Genomic DNA, 16,452 nt, shown 5'->3' on the forward strand with positions numbered 1-16,452 from the left:
GTAGACCGCGACCTTGCCGAAATGGCCCCATGCCTTACAGCGCAGCCCGGTCCCGAGCCTTCCGTCGCGACAGTTCACGACCGCGTTCGGTGGCACCGAGGATGACCTTGCGCACCCGCACGATCTCCGGCGTGACCTCGACACATTCGTCGGCGGCACAGAACTCCATCGCCGCCTCCAGGTCGAGCTGCAGCGGCTTGGCGAGCGTCTCCATCACATCGGCGGTCGAGCTGCGCATATTGGTCAGCTTCTTCTCGCGGGTGACATTGATATCGAGATCCTCGGCGCGCGGGTTGATGCCGACGACATGCCCCTCGTAGGTGTCCGCACCCGGCTCCACGAAGAACTGACCGCGATCGGCCAACTGGATCATGGCGAACGGGGTCACCGAGCCCGCGCGGTCGGAGACCAGCGAACCGGTGTGGCGGGCGCGGATCTCCCCGGCCCACGGTGCGTAGCCGTGCGAGACCGCATTGGCGATACCGGTGCCGCGGGTTTCGGTGAGGAAGTCGGTGCGGAAGCCGATCAGGCCGCGCGAGGGAACGATGAACTCCATCCGCACCCAGCCCGCGGCGTGGTTGTTCATCTGGACCATCTTGCCCTTGCGGGCGGCGAGCAGCTGGGTGATCGCGCCGAGGTACTCGTCGGGGCAGTCGATGGTCAGCTCTTCGTAGGGCTCGTGCACCTTGCCGTCGACCTGCTTGGTGACCACCTGCGGCTTGCCGACGGTCAACTCGAAGCCCTCGCGACGCATCTGCTCGACCAGGATGGCCAGCGCCAGCTCACCGCGGCCCTGCACCTCCCAGGCATCCGGGCGCCCGATATCGAGCACGCGCAGCGAGACATTGCCGACCAGTTCGGAGTCCAGGCGCGACTTCACCATGCGGGCGGTCAGCTTGTGGCCCTGTACCCGGCCGACCAGCGGCGAGGTATTGGTGCCGATGGTGACCGAGATGGCGGGCTCGTCGACCGTGATGCGCGGCAGCGCAACGGGATTGTCGATATCGGCGAGGGTGTCGCCGATCATGATGTCCGGGATGCCCGCGATGGCGACGATGTCACCGGCCACCGCGACCTCACCGGGCTGCCGCTCGACACCGATGGTCTGCAGCAACTCGGTGATCTTGACCTGCTTGACGCCGTCGGCGTGCATCCACGCGACGTTCTGGCCCTTGCGCAGCTCACCGCTGTAGATGCGGACCAGCGCGAGACGACCGAGGAAGGCCGAGGCGTCGAGGTTGGTGACATGCGCCTGCAGCGGCGCGGTCGGATTGCCCTTGGGCGCCGGGATGTTCTCCAGCAGCACGTCGAACAGGGCGTCCAGGTTGTCCGCGGCCGGCGCACTGCCGTTCTCGGGACGTTCCTTGGAGGCCTTGCCCTCACGGCCGGAGGCGTAGAGGACCGGCAGGTCCAGCGCGAGTTCGGCGGCCTCGGCGGCCTCGTCGTCCAGATCGGAGGCCAGGTCGAGCAGCAGATCGTGGCTCTCCTCGACAACCTCTTCGATGCGGGCGTCGGGGCGGTCGGTCTTGTTCACCACCAGGATGACCGGCAACTTCGCGGCCAGCGCCTTGCGCAGCACGAAGCGGGTCTGCGGCAGCGGCCCCTCGGACGCGTCGACCAGCAGCACGACACCGTCGACCATGGACAGACCGCGCTCGACCTCACCACCGAAATCGGCGTGGCCCGGGGTGTCGATGACGTTGATCACGGTGACCGAACCGTCCTGATGGTGCCGGTGCACCGCGGTGTTCTTGGCGAGAATGGTGATGCCCTTCTCGCGCTCCAGGTCACCGGAGTCCATCACGCGATCGACGAGCTCAGCGCGTTCGGCGAAGGCGCCGGACTGGCGCAGCATGGCGTCGACCAGCGTCGTCTTACCGTGGTCGACGTGGGCCACGATGGCGACGTTGCGAAAATCGCGTGCAGACGACACGCCTCAATCCTCCTGCTGTTGGTATAGATGCCGGCCGACCCCTTGCAAACAGGTGGAGAATCGAAACTCACCAGGGCATTGCGGCCAGTTACACAGTACCGGCATCCGAGTGGCTCGCCGACCACGCACTCCGCTAAGGGTATGCTAACCAATCATGGGCAAGGTCAAGGCGAAGAAGGTTTCTAGCCTCAAACCGAAGAAGAAGTGCTGTCGCAAGAAGACGCGCTGCTTGAAGTGCCCGGTTGTCATCATGCGGATGAAACGCCTGGAAGCGGCCGGTTGCTGCGGTAAGGAACTGAAGAAGGGCCTCAAGAAGGCCCGCGCCGCCTGATCGACGAATCCGGATTCCCTGATGCCTTCGCGCGCCTCGGGGTACAACTCGAATATGAGCGAACGCAGTGAGCGAACAAACAACACAGCCGCCCGAGCGGTCATGCCGGAGCCGAGCGCCAGCGAGGTGCAGGCATGAGCGAACGCAGTGAGCGAACAAACAACACAGCCGCCCGAGCGGTCATGCCGGAGCCGAGCGCCAGCGAGGTGCAGGCATGAGCGCTCCGAAATTAACTGAGGCAGAACTCACCGAAGCTTTGACCGAACTGTCGGACTGGACCCGGTCCGGCGACACCATCGCCCGCACGATCCAGGCCGACACCTTTCCCGCGGGCATCGAACTCGTGCGTCAGGTCGCCGAAGTCGCCGAGAAAGCGAACCATCATCCGGATATCGATATCCGCTGGCGTCGGGTGACCTTCACCCTCTCGACCCACGACTCGGGCGGACTCACCGCGCTGGACGTGTCGCTGGCTCGCGAGATAGATCGTCTTGCGGCGCAATCCGATTGACCATGCGCCCCGACCAGATCACCCAGCCGTAGAGCACCAGCACGCCGAGCACGTCCACGGCGCCGAGCCAGGACAGCACCCCCGGCCGTGAGATGGTCCAGATCGACGGCTGGGCGAACGAGAGCACCCACGGCACGCCGACCAGGGTCGTCACCAACCAATATCCGGCGAGTATCCGAGCACCGGGCGCCTGCCGCAGCGGACCGTACACCAACCACATCACCGTGGGCAGCAGCCACACGAAGTGATGTGACCACGAGATGGGCGAAACCATCAGCCCGAACAGTTGCACGATGATCAGGGTGCCCAACCGATCGTCGGGACCCAGTGCGCGCCAAGCGAAGAAAGCCAGGATGGCGACCACCACGACGGCCGCCGACCACCACGGCCCGGATTGGACGTCATGGCCGAGCAGCCGGCTCAGCGCACCGCGTAGGGACTGATTCCAGACCGAGCCCACCGGACCGATCCGATCCGCGTCACCGAGCAGCGTGCCGAAGTACCGCTTGGCCTCCTTGTGGTTGATCAGGAAGCTGACCCCGACCGTCGCACCGAAAACCACCGCCGACCACACCGCGGTCCCCCACCGCCGCCGCGCTACGAAGTACAGCCCCGAAATCGCCGGTGTCAGTTTGATTCCCGCGATCACACCGATCAGTCCGCCGGACAGCCACCATCGCGAACTGCGCACCGCGAGCATGGCCCCGAGCACCAGGAACACATTGACCTGGCCGTAGTCGATGGTGGTCCGCACCGGCTCCATCCAGATGCCGATCGCGGTCCACCAAACCGCGGCGGTGCGCCACCGCGGCTCGCGCATCCGCTCCGCGCCGAGGATCAATTCGAAGGCGATCCACACCACCACATACAGCGCGACGACAATGGCCAGCAGCCAGAGCACCGCGATCACGGTGAACGGAAAATAGTGCAGCGGGAAGAACACCAGCGCCGCGAACGGCGGATAGGTGAACGGCAGCGGGAAGTCCGGGGTCTTCTCGGCGTAGGTGAAGTCATAGAGGCGGTCGGTGAGCAGGGCCGCCGAACCGTCCACATAGACGTGCAGATCGACGAGATTCATCCCGTTCTTCGTCAGCAGCATCCACAGCAGCCTGGCCAACACGGACAGACCGAGCACCGGCACAGCCAATCGGAGACTTCGGTTCAATTCGCAGGCTTTCGAGTCGGTTCCGGGAAGGCTGCGACTAGCCTAACCGGCGCCGTGAGAGATCCCATCAATCCCCTGGACCGACCCCGGCGTGCACGTCGAGCCCGGACACGGTACCTTTCGTACCGCAACCGCCGATTACCACTGATAACATTTGCATCACCTTTCACTCTGGTAACAGCGGAAAAGCGCTAGCGTCTGATAACACTGATCGTCCACAACAGAAGTAGGGGCACGGCGGCTGTACAACATGCAGTCATGTCCCTAGAGTGACCCCGAAACGATGGCTTTTTGCATCGCTCCTGTGATGTACCCGAGGTTAAGGACGGCTAGACCAGTGCTTCGCACCCGAGGATCGCGGATTGTCTTTTCCGCGCTCGCCATCGCAGCGAGCGCGTCGCTCGTTGCGCCGTCGACGGCAGTCGCGGCACCGGCCCCCGCGCCCGTTGCACCGAGGAACACCATTCCGATGGTTCCCGAGGGCGTCCCGATCGATACGCTCGCCTCGCTGGCCCCGGCCATTGTCGGCGCCATCGCCGGGCCAGCCGATGCCAAGCCCATCGCGGATGCCCCGAAGAACGCCATCCTCGACCAGGTCCGGGCGCTGCTCAACGCGCTGAACCTGCCGCCGCAGATCAAGTCCACGCTGGAACGGATCATCACCTTCCTGGATGGCAGCGGCGGCGGCGGCCCCGAGGTCCCGCAGGGCGGCCCGGCCATCGCCCAGTTCCTCTATCCGAGCATCGGCAAAGGCTGCATCGGCGACGGCGCCGATTCGATCGGCACCGCACTCGCCGTTCCCGGCCCGGCCGAGCTGCCGCCGCCGGGACCGCAGGCCGGTCAGACCGGATTCGTATTCACCGCGCTCGGCACCAAGTCGCCGACGCCGGATCAGAATCCGCCGATGACGGTCCAGTGGCTGAACCTCGACACCCGTCAGTCCGGCGTCCAGCCGCTGACCGACGAGGCGCACATCAACCCGGATGGTCCGGCCACGCTTTCGGCGATCGTCAACACCGGCTCGGGCCGGGTCGTCGCGGTCGTCGGTGGTTCGCTGACCACCCAGGCCGCTGACGCCGCCCCGCGGACCTGCTCGTTCCTGCCGATGCTCGGCTTCTTCAACGTCGCCTAGCTGGTGCTTCAGAAGCCCGGTGCACCTGAGGGGTCACCGGGCTTCGCTCTTTGTCGACACATGTGGTGCGAATCGCCGCGATAGCGCGCCGTCTCGAAGGGACTGTGGTAGACCGAAGTCATGGCGGCTGTCGATGATTCGCTTCGGTCCGGTCCCTCGATCCATCCGGGTCATTCGATCCGGAGCAGGCGTTCGCGTCGATCGATCCTGTCCTTCCGCTCGGAAGGCTCGATTCTGTCCATCGGCTCGGCCTACTCGATCCTGTCGATCGGCAGTGTGGGCTCGGTGCTGTCCATCGGGGCCGTCGGATCCTTCGGCTCGGTGATCTCGTCCTTCTCCATCGGCAGCCTCGGCTCCGCCTTTTCCGGCATCTCCCGCTGGTCGCTGTTCTCCTGGCGCGGCGACCACGAGGCACCCGACAACCGCCCCACCCTCCGCGTCGTCCCCGACGACGAACCCGAACTCCGCCTGGCCCCCACCTGCCACTGCCAAACCTAACGGATCAAGATCAGGTGGAATCCATGGCGGCATCGGTCGAGAAGCCCCCGCCACCAGTGCCACCTGATCTTGATCCGTTCACCACTGGCCGTATTCGGCGGCGAGGATGTTGTTGACGTCGACGCCGATGCCGTCGATGGCGCGTTTGTCGATTTCGATTTGGTGTAGGTGCGCGGCGGGGTGTACGAAACCCTTGGGTGTGCCCCAGTTGTGCTGCCAGTACCAGGAACCCAGGCCTGCGGCGCGTGCCAGTTCGATGGTGGGCGCATTGGCGTAGATGCCGACGTTCTGTTTGCCGAGCACGGACTCCCAGCCGAGGATGTACGGCGCGATCATGGTCGCGAAATCGGCCGGGGTCGGATTGTCGTCGATGGACGCGTAGATCGGCCGGTTCTCCGGACCGCCCGCGGCCAGATGCAGTTCCAGGCCGCGGTCGGCGTGCTTCTTGCCCGCCTCCAGGCCACCGCGCCAGTCGGCGGTCGGGCCCTTGCCGAACTGGTAGTTCGACACGATCGTCAGCCCGGCAGCGTGCAGTTGGTCGACCTCCTTGGCGCGCAATGGCTTCCCCTCCATCCATTCGGCGCCGGGACGACGATCGGAGACGTAGCGGATGACGCCGAGGTGACCGTCATCCAGGATCGCGCCGGCGGACGGAACACCGCCCGCGTAGTCGACGAGGGTGCCGAGCACACCGGCCGCCGAAGCGCGGGGCGCGGCGATCCCGACGGCGGCGGCCGCGGCGGTGTAGGCGAACAGCTGGCGGCGAGACACAGAGATGGAACGCATCGCAGGACTCCTTCGCGCAAACCCGACATGGACAGGTAGCGTGCCCGGCGCACCTTCCCCAAGGTTCACTCGCGCGCCGGGAGCCTCGAACGTGCACTCATTTCACCATATTCACATTGGAACCGCCAGACCCACTGGAAACAGGAATTCACACTTGCCACACAGGTAAAGCGGTGGTTCTAGGCGATGCTGTCGAGCCGCGCCGCGACATCGATCGTGCGGCCCGAACTGTCGCTGAGTTCCTCGCGCACCACCCCGGCAACCTGCGCGAGGACCTGCTTCTTGATACCGGCCAGCACACCGAGCGTCGCCGCCCGCATCCCGCGCGCCTTGAACTCCAGCCGCAGGTCCTCGGCCGCGGGCGGCGGCACATCGATGACGATCAGCAGCGGATCGGCGGCCCGCGCGGTCAGCACCAGTGGAATCTCGACGTCGGCGCGATAGTGGTTGGCCTTGAGCACATCGACGGTGATATCCAGGCTCACCGGCAGTGTCAGATCGAAGGAGACCGGCTCGTCCGAGCGATCCGTCAGCTGCGGCACTCGCACATCGCCCTGCACCGTGACGGTGGCGGAGTCGCGCGGTCCGGCGCGCAGCGGCCCGACCTCGATGGGACGGCCCGCCATCCGCTCGGCGAATTCGAAGACCCGATCGCGGGTCACGATGCGGGAGAAGAACTGATGTCCGAACTCGTCGTAGCCGATCCAGTCGAATTCGGCCTGGTCGACGTGCTCGGAACGGACGCCGTTGATGATGGCCTCGACGTCGAAGACCCGGCCGCGCCGCGCCTGCGGTTCGGCGAGCATCGCATTCACCCGATTGGCGACCTCGCGCTGCACCACCCCGGCGATCGGATCGAGCAACCACTCCCAGGCCGAATCGATGGCCTGGGCACGCAGCACGAAGCTGACATCACGCGAGGTGATCGGCGGGATATCGATGACGATGAGCAGCGGATCCGCGGTGCGCGCATGCAGCGTGAGATCGATTTCGGCGACCGCCTCCAGCCGCATTTTCCGCCCGCCGAGCAGCACCTTCACCGACATCGTCAGCGGCACGGTCACCTCGAAGGTGACATGCGGGCCGTTGCGCAGAATGACCGGCTTGCCCACCTTGCCCTCGGCCATGAATCCGGCTAAACCCACTGGTCCGAGGGAGAACGGGCCGATTGTGATGCCGTGATCGGTCATCGCGGAGACGGCGGCCTCGATCCGTTCGGCCGTCACCGCGTGGGTGACGAACCGTTCCCCGAAGTCGGCATAGTCGATCCACACGGGATCGTCGGTCTTTTCCTCGATTGGCAGCATCAGAGTTTCCGAAACCCTCACCTCTCAACGGACAACCGACACGGTACGCGACGCAGATTTCGGCGAGGTCGGGCCGACATCCCCCCACCCAGAGGTCCCTGTCCTGCTGATGAGGGGGTAGCAGGACAGGGACCGAAAGACGGCGCTGCCGGGCGCCGCCTAGTCAATGGTAAGTGCTAGCGGAGGACCCGCCGACAATGCATGGCCACTAGGAAGACCGGCTGAGTCCCAACACTATTCACAAACGACCGAATCCCACCACCCCCGGCACCTCCACCAGTGCGAAACGATGGATCGCGACCTCGCCGAATTCATTGCCACCCATGGTTGTCACGGTGCCGTTCGCGGCCGTGAGCACGAAATTCGTGTGCTGATCGAAGGGACTCCCCTCGGCGTAGAGCAGCACGTCACCGGTACGCGGCTGATAGCCCGAACCGATCGGCGCGAAGCGGTCCGCGCCTTGGTAGTACTCCTGCAGCGTGTACACGCCCGGAATCCGCCACGATCCGGAATTCGGATTGGCCAGCGGCGCCCCCGCCTCGCGCAGCACCCAGCTGACGAAGTCGGCGCACCACGGTTCGTCGGAACCTTCGGCGTACTTCGGACCATCGCCCTGCGCCTTGAATTCGCGTTCGAGGACCGCGACGATCCGTCCCTGTGCGGGGTCCAGCCCGGACCTGTCGATCGCGGGAAATGTGGTCAAGCGGTCTCCGGCGATTGCGGGTTGTGCGCGATCCTGCCACCAGCGCACCCCGACCACACCTGCCGCGACCAGCACAACCACCACCAGGCCCAGCACCGGCCACCAGTACCGTCGCCGCTCGGCCACCTCGTGCTTCGACATATTCCCCCTCCAGGCTTTCGACTCCTGATCCTTAGGACGAATGGGCCCGCCCCGCGGTTCCCGCGGATGCGGTTTCAACTGAATGGGTGCGGGGCAGTCTCTCGAAGGCACGGCGGCAGTGGACAATTGCCGACTGCCGTACCGCGCGAATTCGTACCGGTCGAGCGGCAGGCGCGATAGTCTCCCGAGGACACCGGGCAACGGGGAGGTAAGGCCCTGGACACACTGTGGACATTCGTGGTGCATCGGCGCGCACAGCTGGTCACCGATTCGTATCTGCATGTCTCGGCGGTGGTGCAGTCGATACTGCTCGCGACGATCGTGGCCGTGCTGATCGGCATCCTGGTCTACCGCAGCCCGATCGGATCCTCGGTGGCGACGGCGCTGGCCAGCGCCATTCTCACCGTTCCGTCGTTCGCACTGCTCGGGCTGCTGATTCCATTCCTCGGACTCGGTGTCGGACCGACCATTACCGCGCTGGTGCTCTATGCCCTGCTGCCGATTCTGCGCAACACCATCATCGGGTTGGCCTCGGTGGACCCGGCGATCGTGGACGCCGCGCGCGGGGTCGGCATGAATCGGCTCCGGGTGCTCGCGCGCATCGAATTGCCGCTGGCCTGGCCATCGATCCTGACCGGGATGCGGGTCAGTACCCAGATGATCATGGGCATTCTGGCCATTGCCGCCTATGCCAAGGGACCCGGACTCGGCAACCTGATCTTCTCCGGCCTGGCCCGGCTCGGTAGTCCGAATGCGGTGCCGCAGGCGCTGGTCGGGACGATCCTGATCGTCGTACTCGCGCTGGTCCTCGATGGGATCTTCGTCATCGTCGGGCGACTCACCACCTCGAGGGGAATACGTGACTGATACCGAAATCCGCGGCGACAGTACGGCATCGGCGGTGTCCGGCGTCGAGATCGTGCTCGACGAGGTCACCAAACACTATCCGGGCCAGCGCGATCCGGCCGTCGACCGGGTTTCGCTGACCATCCCGGCGGGCGAAATCGTCGTCCTCGTCGGGCCGTCCGGCTGCGGTAAGACCACCACCATGCGGATGATCAACCGCCTCATCGAGCCGACCTCGGGCACCATCACGATCGGCGGGCGCGATGTCACCGGTGTGAATCCGGACCAATTGCGCAGGGGCATCGGCTATTCCATCCAGCAGGCCGGGTTGTTCCCGCATCTGACGGTCGCGAAAAACGTTGCGACAGTGCCCGGTCTGATCGGCTGGGATCGCAAGAAGGTCGCCGCGCGGACCGACGAAATGCTCGAGCTGGTCGGCCTCGATCCCGATACCTACCGCGACCGCTATCCCAGGCAGCTCTCCGGCGGCCAGCAGCAGCGCGTCGGGGTGGCCCGCGCTTTAGCGGCCGATCCGCCGGTGCTGCTGATGGACGAGCCGTTCGGCGCTGTCGATCCGATCACCCGCGGTCTGCTGCAGGACGAGCTGCTGCGGCTGCAATCCGAACTGGGTAAAACCATCGTGTTCGTCACCCACGATTTCAACGAGGCGGTGAAGCTCGGCGATCGAATCGCGGTGCTGGGCAATCAATCCCGCATTCTGCAGTACGACACCCCGGCGGCGATCCTGGCAGATCCCGCGGATGAGACCGTGGCCGGTTTCGTCGGCGCGGATGCCTCGCTCAAGCAGCTCACCCTCACCCGGGTCCGCGATGTCGAGCTCGGCAGCTGCCCGACGGCCGCGGAGTCCGATTCGGCCGACAGCCTCCGCGCCGCGCTGGCCGGACGGGATTGGCCATGGGCGCTGATTCTCGACGCGCAGCAGCGGCCATTGCGTTGGGTGTCGAGTGAGCATCTGGCACAGGCGAATTCGTTGCGTGATGTCGGCTCTCCAGTCGGTGAGCAGCTGTCACTGCAATCGACACTGCAGGATGCGTTGGAGGCCTTGCTCGCCGAACAGACCGCGACCGCGGTCGTCACCGGTCGGCGCGGTGAATACGCCGGATTGATCACGATCGATACGCTCGTCGGCCATCTGTCGGCCATGCGCGCCACCCATGCGGGCGCCGAGACGGATGCGACGACATGACCACGGCGACCACCGCACCGGCCACGACATCGCCGACGACACTGCGTCGGGCCGAACGCATTCGGCTGCTGGTCCAACCGGCGGTTGTGCTCGTGCTCACCGCGGGTGTGCTGGTGTGGGCATTCCGGCGCGATCTCACCGTCACCCAGCAGGCCAGTATCAGCGTTTCCAATATCGCGACCGTCACCTGGCAGCATGTATTGATCACCGCAACGGTCGTGGTGATCGTCGTCGCGGTGGCGGTACCGCTGGGCACACTGCTCACCCGCCCCGGATATCGCCGTCTGGCACCGCTTTTCGTCGGTATCGCCAATATCGGCGCTGCCGCACCTGCGATCGGTCTGATCGTGCTGTTCTACCTCGCCACCCGCACCACCGGGTTCTGGATCGGCGTCGCGCCGATCGCCTTCTATTCACTACTTCCCGTGCTGCGCAATACGATCCTGGGCTACCAGCAGGTGGATGCCTCCGTCATCGATGCCGGACGCGGCCAGGGCATGTCGGCACTGACGGTATTGCGCCGCATCGAATTTCCGCTCGCCATTCCGTACATCCTGGCCGGGCTGCGCACCTCGCTGGTGCTGGCCGTCGGCACCGCGACGCTGTCGTTCCTGGTGAGCGCGGGTGGTCTCGGCATTCTGATCGATACCGGGTACAAGCTGCGCGATAACGTCACGCTGGTGGTCGGAGCCGTCCTCGCGGTCGCGCTGGCGCTGCTCGTCGACTGGCTCGGCGCGTTGGCCGAACAGTACTTGGGGCCGAGGGGGTTGAAGTGAGGGTGTGGGTGCTGGGCCTTGCCGCCGCATTCGTATTGAGCGCCTGCGGATTACAGTCCGGGAGCTCGGTGCCGCTGCGGGTGGGTCCCGGCAGTATTCGTCCGGTGCCCGAGCTCGACGGTGTCTCGATTACGGTGGGCTCCAAGGACTTCACCGAGCAGAACATCCTGGGATATCTCATCGAATTCGCCCTGTCCGCGGCGGGGGCGCAGGTCCGGGATCTGACGAATATCCAGGGCTCCAATAGTGTTCGCGATGCCCAGCTGCACGGTCAGATCGATATCTCCTACGAATACACCGGCACCGGGTGGATCAACTATCTCGGCAACGAGACGCCGGTTCCGGATGAGGTCGGGCAGTTCGAGGCGGTTCGCGACGCGGATCTGGCCGCGCACGGCATCGTGTGGACGGATATGGCTCCCATGAACAACACCTACGCGCTGGTGATGAGCGCCGATACCGCGAAGGAGACCGGTGTCGTCAGGCTGTCCGACTATGCCCGGCTGATCGCTACCGATCCGGCCGCCGCCGCGACGTGCGTGGGCACCGAATTCAATGTGCGCCAAGACGGTTATCCCGGAATGGCGCGCAAGTACGGAATCGATGTCGGCAAGGTGCGCAAGCAGATCGTGCAGGATGCGGTGGTCTATCAGGCCACCGCAGATGCCAAGCAGTGCCGGTTCGGCTCGGTCGCCGCCACCGACGGCCGGATTCCGGCACTCGGGCTCGTCTTGCTGAAGGACGATCTGGGCTTCTTCCCGAAATACAATGCGGCACTGGTGATGCGGAAATCCTTCGCCGACGCGCATCCACAGGTCGCCGACATCATGGCACCGATATCCAAGAAGCTGACCAATGCGGCGATCACCGAATTGAATCGCCAGGTCGACGTGAACGGACGCGAACCCGCTGAGGTAGCGCGGGATTGGATGGTGGCGGAAGGTTTCGTCACAGCTCGCTGACGGGTCCGAGCGGGCACTTTGCCCGCTCGGACCCGCTCGAATCAGGCTTGCGGATCGCGACCCAGGTAGCGCAGCAATTCGGCGACCGCCGTGTCATCGTCCGCGCCGTCGACGATCGCGGCGTAGGCGCCCCACTGACGCAGCGGCTCAACGATTTCCGCCTCTGGACCGCCGCCGGGCGCCGGGTTGATGGTCCGCGCCGCAGTGAGCAGGTGACCGGCGAGTTCATCGTTCAACGGGGACGGCTGTCCGGTCGCGATCGCGATATCCCAGGCGTGCACAGCCGCGTCCAAGGCGCACAGTACCGCGGCGACCGGGGTCGGCAGCGCCCCGTGCGGCAGCGGGGTGGGTACGGTCTCGGTCTCGTCGGTGACGGTGGCCCAGGCGGTTGCGGTCTGCTCGACCGCATCGCGCACCAACTCGGCGGCCGTGCCGTCGATGGCACCGGACGGGGCGAAGGGGTTGTAGGTGGGGCCGATTCCGATGCCGAGCGCCTTGGCGAAGGCGAGCTGATCGCCCGCGGCGTGCTGAATCACCTGCGTGACATCCCATTCCGAGCACGGGGTCGCCAGCTGCCACTGATCGTCGCCGATACCGGCGACCACATCGGTCAGAGCGCGGTAGGAGGTGGCGAGGACATCGCGCCAGACGGGGCGCAGGGTCGCGGTGGCGTCGGCGGCGGTGGTGGTGGTGATGTTCATGGCTGGCCTTTCTTTTTCCTTCTTGCTGATGTCACCAAGCCTATGAGGCCATTAGGCTAGTTTCGTTCCTAATACATCGGCTTCATTCAAAAAAGATTTCCGGAGGCGACGGTGGCGGCCACGACGACACGAGTTCTTCGCCTGCTCTCGCTGCTGCAGGACCGCGCGCATACCGGTCGTGAGCTGGCCGAACGGCTCGACATCACGGACCGGACGCTGCGCAACGACATCCAGCGACTGCGCGAACTCGGCTATCCGGTGCACGCCGAGCGCGGTGCGATCGGCGGCTACCGGCTCGGTCGCGGCAGCACGATGCCGCCGCTGCTGCTCGACGACGACGAGGCCGTCGCGGTGGCCGTGGCCATCGGACTGGCCGAGGACGGCTCCACCGGCATCGCCGATATCACCGAGAACGCCGCGCGCGCACTGGCGAAGCTCGAACAGATCCTGCCGAAACGCTTGCAGCGCAAGGTGACCGCACTGCGCAACGCGACCGCCATCGGACCGGCGACCACCGGCTCACGCGAACCGGATGCCCCGGTCCCGGCCGCGATACTGACCACGCTTGCGAGCGCGATCCGCGATGGCGCCACGGTGCGGATCGGGCTGGATCCCGACGCGGACAACGAAATCGAGCCCTATCGTCTGATCAACTGGCAGCGCCGCTGGTATCTGGTCGCCTACGATCTCGAAACCCATTCCTGGCGTGCGATTCCCGTCGCCCAGGTGCAGCGCGCCGGCGCGGGTTCGCGCCGCTTCGCCGCACGGTCACTGCCCGACGACGATCTGGTGGCCTTCGTCATGCGCCATATCGCCAGCACGGGCTGGAAGGTGCATGCCCGGGTGACGGTCCTGGCTCCCGCCGACACGGTGATCGCCCGCATCAACCCGGCCGTCGGCGTGGTGGAAGCCGTCGACGCCGATACCTGCATCCTGCTGACCGGCGCGGATGCCCTGGAGACCATTGCCATCTACCTGAGCATGCTCATGATGGACTTCCGGGTCGACGGCCCGCCGGAACTGGTTGCGCACCTGCGCACCCTCGCACGGCGTTATACCGAGTCCGTCGAACTGGCACCGTAGCGTTATCCAACGTCGCGGCAAGGCTTTTGGGTCGAAATTAGGGTGGAGTGGGTATGTGGACGGGGGGGATCAACTCTTGATCCCGAGGGAATCAGGAGGCATAGCACCATGGCGGATACCCGTCCTTCGATCGCCCGCTATCTGCGGGAACGCCGGGAAGCCGCTGGACTGACCCAGGCGGCGATGGCCGTGGCCACCGGATTCCCGCAGACGGTGATCCAGGATTTCGAACAGGGCGTGGTCGCGCCGACCTCTGCGACGCTGGGCAGGTTGTTCGATGCGCTGGGTGTACCGGTGTTCTACCGCGACCACATCGTGAGTCTCACGCAGGCGAGCCAGTTTCCGGAGACCTTCGGCCCGGTGCCGAGCGTGCCCCTGCCCACCGATCTGCGCACTTTGCGCGGCCTTGCCCAGCCCGCCTGGTTCCAGATCGTCCCGACCTTCGATCTGGTCGCCGCGAACTCCGCTTACCTGCGGCTATTTCCCGGACTCGAGCCCGGCGACAATATCCTCGAGTGGACGATGCTGAATCCGGAGGCCAGACAGGCCGTGCACGAGTGGCATAAGGAAGCGCATCTGATGGTCTACGCGCTGCGGATGATGGCGCCGGGGTTGGTGCCGCCGGAGCGGCTGGACAAGATCATCTCTGCCTGCCGGTCGGCACCGGAGTGGGAGCAACTGTGGCTCACCGATGTCGCACCGGCCGATATCGCCAGGCCATGGATCCACGTGCGCGATCCGGCCCGCCGCGAACTGCGCCGAATGACATTGAACGTCTTCATGTCCGAATTCCCGCGGCGACCATGGTGGATGTACACCCTGGTACCAACCGACTGAACCCCTGGCGGCCCGGCTCGCCACCCAGGCGGCCATTCATCGGCCCGAATGCGTGACCTGGGTGCGGTGCTCGATCCGGCCGGCAAATGACAACGGGGCCGATCCTCGCCGTTGAGGATCGGCCCCGTGGCCGTTCGGGCTCGTGACCCGATGATCAGGCGTGCCCGGCCTTATCGGCGGCATCGGCCGCCTTGCGCATCGGAATGACCAGCGTGAGCACGATGGCGACCAGGGCTGCGGCCGTGGCGATCAGGAAGGTGGTGTGGAAGCCGTCGCGCGAGGGCAGTACATGCGAGCCGAGCTGCATCGTCATATGGGCGAGCACCACGCTCATCACCGCCGCCGAGGTCGAGGTGCCGATCGAGCGCATCAGCGAATTGAGGCCGTTGGCCGCGGCAGTCTCCGTGAGCGGCACCGCGCCCATGATCAGCGCGGGCATCGCGGCATAGGCCAGACCCACACCACCCGCGACGATCATCGCCGCGATCATCAGCTCCCAGACGCTGTTCATCAGCACTACGGCACACAGATAACCGATCGCGATCACCGCCGAACCGAGCGCCAGCGTGACCTTCGGGCCGCGCGCCGCCGACAGCCGCGCCGAGACCGGCGACAGCAGGATCATCACGAATCCCGTTGGGGCCAGCGCCAATCCGGCGTTGACCATGGACAGGCCGAAGCCGTAACCGGTCTGTTCCGGCGCCATCATCAGCTGCGGGAAGGTCAGCGACATGGCGTAGAGCGCGAAACCGACCGCGATGGAAGCGAGGTTGGTGAACAGCACGCGCGGCCGCGCCGAGACCCGCAGGTCGACCAGCGGCGAGCGCTGCTTCAGTTCGAAGAACCCCCAGATCAGGAATACCACCAGAGACAGCGCGAACAGGCCGAGCGTGCTCGCACTGCCCCAGCCCCAGTCCGCACCCTTGGTGATCGGAATCAGCAAGGCCAGCAACGCAATCGACAGTCCGACCGCACCACCGAAATCGAAACGCGCCGGCGTGCGCACCGGCGACTCCGGTACGAAGACGAAAACCAGTGCGGCACAGACGACGCCCAGCCCGGCAGCGGTCCAGAACAGCATGTGCCAGTCCGCATTCTGCGCGATCGCCGCCGCCAGCGGCAGGCCGAGCGCGCCACCGACACCGAGTGTCGCACTCATGATCGCCATCGCGGAGCCGACCTTCTCGGCGGGCAATTCGTCACGCATGATGCTGATGCCGAGCGGGATCGCGCCGACCGCCGCGCCCTGCAGCGAGCGCCCGATGATTTCCGGCGCCAGCGCGGAGGACAGCGCGCACACCACCGAACCGGCGACCATCGACACCAGATTGGCGAACAGCACCCGGCGCTTGCCGAACATATCGCCGAGTCGGCCACTGATCGGGGTCGCGACGGCACCGGCCAGCAGGGCCGCCGTGATCACCCAGGACGCATTGGACGCCGAGGTGTCCAACAGCGTCGGCAGCGTGGGAATGATCGGAATGACCAGCGTCTGCATCAGCGATACCACGACACCGACCATGCCGAGGGTCG

17 protein-coding genes are annotated in these 16,452 nt (G+C 65.7%); 10 read left to right on the forward strand and 7 right to left on the reverse strand.

The window, feature by feature from the left end:
• Positions 1–34: 34 nt before the first annotated feature.
• On the reverse strand, positions 35–1,933 hold the full coding sequence (typA, locus tag ON44_RS27235) for a translational GTPase TypA (RefSeq protein WP_040695145.1): 1,899 nt from the start codon (positions 1,931–1,933) through the stop codon (positions 35–37).
• A gap of 154 nt (positions 1,934–2,087) precedes the next feature.
• Here typA and ON44_RS51365 point away from each other — a divergent pair, with 154 nt between their 5' ends.
• Both ON44_RS51365 and ON44_RS27245 read left to right on the forward strand, forming a co-directional pair.
• On the forward strand, positions 2,088–2,264 hold the full coding sequence (locus tag ON44_RS51365; RefSeq protein ID WP_085998628.1) for a hypothetical protein: 177 nt from the start codon (positions 2,088–2,090) through the stop codon (positions 2,262–2,264).
• Between the two features lie 214 nt (positions 2,265–2,478).
• On the forward strand, positions 2,479–2,775 hold the full coding sequence (locus ON44_RS27245) for a 4a-hydroxytetrahydrobiopterin dehydratase (RefSeq protein ID WP_083898178.1): 297 nt from the start codon (positions 2,479–2,481) through the stop codon (positions 2,773–2,775).
• Here the strand turns inward: ON44_RS27245 and ON44_RS27250 are convergent.
• Positions 2,714–3,940 carry a mannosyltransferase gene (locus ON44_RS27250; protein ID WP_040695148.1) on the reverse strand — a complete coding sequence of 409 codons (1,227 nt, stop codon included), beginning with the start codon at positions 3,938–3,940 and terminating at the stop codon, positions 2,714–2,716. The genes ON44_RS27245 and ON44_RS27250 overlap by 62 nt on opposite strands.
• Before the next feature lie 337 nt (positions 3,941–4,277).
• Between ON44_RS27250 and ON44_RS27255 the strand changes: the two genes are divergently transcribed.
• Together ON44_RS27255 and ON44_RS27260 are read left to right on the forward strand one after the other, a co-directional pair.
• Positions 4,278–5,072: an Rv1157c family protein gene (locus tag ON44_RS27255; protein WP_040695149.1), complete on the forward strand. Its 795-nt coding sequence runs from the start codon at positions 4,278–4,280 to the stop codon at positions 5,070–5,072.
• 120 nt (positions 5,073–5,192) lie between these two features.
• Positions 5,193–5,570: a hypothetical protein gene (locus tag ON44_RS27260; protein WP_051182507.1), complete on the forward strand. Its 378-nt coding sequence runs from the start codon at positions 5,193–5,195 to the stop codon at positions 5,568–5,570.
• A 78-nt stretch (positions 5,571–5,648) separates the two neighbouring features.
• On the opposite strand, the gene ON44_RS27265 is transcribed toward ON44_RS27260, so the two are convergent.
• The 3 genes from ON44_RS27265 to ON44_RS27275 form a co-directional block, all read right to left on the reverse strand.
• Positions 5,649–6,356: a DUF1906 domain-containing protein gene (locus ON44_RS27265; protein WP_040695151.1), complete on the reverse strand. Its 708-nt coding sequence runs from the start codon at positions 6,354–6,356 to the stop codon at positions 5,649–5,651.
• Between the two features lie 179 nt (positions 6,357–6,535).
• On the reverse strand, positions 6,536–7,663 hold the full coding sequence (locus tag ON44_RS27270; RefSeq protein ID WP_040695152.1) for a hypothetical protein: 1,128 nt from the start codon (positions 7,661–7,663) through the stop codon (positions 6,536–6,538).
• Between the two features lie 238 nt (positions 7,664–7,901).
• On the reverse strand, positions 7,902–8,507 hold the full coding sequence (locus ON44_RS27275) for a CHAP domain-containing protein (protein WP_051182508.1): 606 nt from the start codon (positions 8,505–8,507) through the stop codon (positions 7,902–7,904).
• 216 nt (positions 8,508–8,723) lie between these two features.
• On the opposite strand from ON44_RS27275, the gene ON44_RS27280 reads away from it, so the two are divergent.
• From ON44_RS27280 to ON44_RS27295, 4 genes are read left to right on the forward strand one after another with little or no spacing between them, the layout of a single operon-like run.
• The gene (locus ON44_RS27280) at positions 8,724–9,374 is read left to right on the forward strand and encodes an ABC transporter permease (RefSeq protein WP_040695153.1); all 651 of its coding nucleotides are present in this window, start codon (positions 8,724–8,726) and stop codon (positions 9,372–9,374) included.
• The gene (locus ON44_RS27285; protein ID WP_040695154.1) at positions 9,367–10,560 is read left to right on the forward strand and encodes an ABC transporter ATP-binding protein; all 1,194 of its coding nucleotides are present in this window, start codon (positions 9,367–9,369) and stop codon (positions 10,558–10,560) included. Before ON44_RS27280 ends, ON44_RS27285 begins: the two co-directional genes overlap by 8 nt.
• Positions 10,557–11,336, forward strand: coding sequence for an ABC transporter permease (locus ON44_RS27290; RefSeq protein WP_040695155.1), 780 nt, complete (start codon positions 10,557–10,559; stop codon positions 11,334–11,336). The genes ON44_RS27285 and ON44_RS27290 overlap by 4 nt, the downstream gene beginning before the upstream one ends.
• Complete coding sequence (locus ON44_RS27295) at positions 11,333–12,298, forward strand: glycine betaine ABC transporter substrate-binding protein (RefSeq protein WP_051182509.1); 966 nt, start codon at positions 11,333–11,335, stop codon at positions 12,296–12,298. Before ON44_RS27290 ends, ON44_RS27295 begins: the two co-directional genes overlap by 4 nt.
• Before the next feature lie 41 nt (positions 12,299–12,339).
• Here the strand turns inward: ON44_RS27295 and ON44_RS27300 are convergent, their stop codons facing one another.
• Complete coding sequence (locus tag ON44_RS27300; protein WP_051182510.1) at positions 12,340–12,999, reverse strand: TIGR03086 family metal-binding protein; 660 nt, start codon at positions 12,997–12,999, stop codon at positions 12,340–12,342.
• Between the two features lie 111 nt (positions 13,000–13,110).
• Between ON44_RS27300 and ON44_RS27305 the strand changes: the two genes are divergently transcribed.
• Together ON44_RS27305 and ON44_RS27310 are read left to right on the forward strand one after the other, a co-directional pair.
• Positions 13,111–14,082 (forward strand): helix-turn-helix transcriptional regulator, encoded by a 972-nt coding sequence (locus ON44_RS27305; RefSeq protein ID WP_040695156.1) that lies wholly within the window; start codon positions 13,111–13,113, stop codon positions 14,080–14,082.
• 108 nt (positions 14,083–14,190) lie between these two features.
• Positions 14,191–14,919: a helix-turn-helix domain-containing protein gene (locus ON44_RS27310; RefSeq protein WP_040695157.1), complete on the forward strand. Its 729-nt coding sequence runs from the start codon at positions 14,191–14,193 to the stop codon at positions 14,917–14,919.
• A 154-nt stretch (positions 14,920–15,073) separates the two neighbouring features.
• Here ON44_RS27310 and ON44_RS27315 read toward each other — a convergent pair.
• Positions 15,074–16,452, reverse strand: a 1,379-nt coding sequence (locus ON44_RS27315) for an MFS transporter (RefSeq protein WP_040695165.1), incomplete at its 5' end; no start/stop codon positions are given.

The organism is Nocardia vinacea NBRC 16497, from assembly GCF_000308835.1.
Classification (GTDB): Bacteria; Actinomycetota; Actinomycetes; order Mycobacteriales; family Mycobacteriaceae; genus Nocardia; species Nocardia vinacea.